Raw genomic sequence first — 1,080 nt, forward strand, 5'->3', positions numbered from 1 at the left:
TGCTCTCCGAGAATGAGAAGAATTCGCACGGGAAGGTGCTCGGCGACTTCACTCTAGACGGCATCCAGCCCGCGCCCAAGGGCGTGCCGCAGATACAGGTGACGCTCAACCTCGACACGGCAAACATGCTGCGCGTCACCGCCCACGACGTGCAGGGCAACCGTGCGCGTGCGCTCACCGTCACCGAGAGGGTGCGCCTACTCTGAGCATGCATTTTACAGTGCGGGCAGCGCGGCGTGGGCGACAGGCAGCCGCGGCACGAGCAGGGAGATGCGCATGATGTGGGCTGGAGCAGCCCTGCGCACCGCAACGGGCCGTCTGATACGGCACGTATCTTCTCTCCCATCAAATGCTCATGCTCGCTCGTCGCGCATACGATTACTATCCCCATCATGCGCTCTCGCGGTCAGTTGAACTCTCTGAGCCGCCGGTGAGCGGTGTGTGCGGAATGCGCGATGCATCGACCGACCAGGATGTTCGGCTCCGCGTCTCACGTCACGCGACGAGTTCTCGATCTCTATAGCATACAGAGGGAGCCGGTCAGCGTGCCTCGTCACGCGTGCGTACCACACATGACGAACAGACCGTCGCCGAACGATTATTTGTTTTTGTTGACAATGTTGCCAAGTGAACGTGCTGCCGCAGAATTTTGCCAAGCACTGGAATCGCGCGGTCTCGCGCACCCATAATCTCAGGATCTCGCACGGGACACGGCAGTCTCACACTCTGCGTGCCCGGCGTGCGGAGCGCCGTGTCGGGCGTGCGGAGCGCCGTCGCCTCGGGCGAGTCGTACTGCATGCCGAGCAGCAGCTGATGCCCGACCACGCTCCTCGCGTTCCTTGAGTGAAGGAGGTTCTTCGCGGGCTGGCCGACGAGCACGTCGCCCGAGTCGGAGAAGGCGACCGCACCGGGCGTGGTACGACTGCCTTGCTCGTTCTCGACGACACGGAGCACGCCACCCGCCACGACCGCGACGCACGCGCCCGACCACTCCTTGGCACCGTGGCCGAGGTCGACACCCATCACATCGGTCGTGAAGTAGGACTCTGCGGTGCGCGTGTTCGGCGACGTGGCCGTCGA

General features: G+C 63.8%; 2 protein-coding genes. One reads left to right on the plus strand and one right to left on the minus strand.

Features of this window, described 5'->3' with window-relative positions; translation table 11 throughout:
- A partial coding sequence (locus EB084_26325) for a molecular chaperone DnaK (protein NDD31779.1) occupies nt 1-206 on the plus strand: 206 nt, incomplete at its 5' end.
- A 334-nt stretch (nt 207-540) separates the two neighbouring features.
- Here the strand turns inward: EB084_26325 and EB084_26330 are convergent.
- Entirely contained in the window at nt 541-1,023 is a 483-nt protein-coding gene (locus EB084_26330; protein ID NDD31780.1) for a hypothetical protein, read from the minus strand.
- Nucleotides 1,024-1,080 lie beyond the last annotated feature (57 nt).

The sequence above is a fragment of the Pseudomonadota bacterium genome, from assembly GCA_010028905.1.
Classification (GTDB): domain Bacteria; phylum Vulcanimicrobiota; class Xenobia; order RGZZ01; family RGZZ01; genus RGZZ01.

Bases quoted from the DNA above. Each gene is read 5' to 3' on its own strand.
- EB084_26330 (NDD31780.1), bottom strand. From the start codon at position 1,023: ATGGGTGTCGACCTCGGCCACGGTGCCAAGGAGTGGTCGGGCGCGTGC.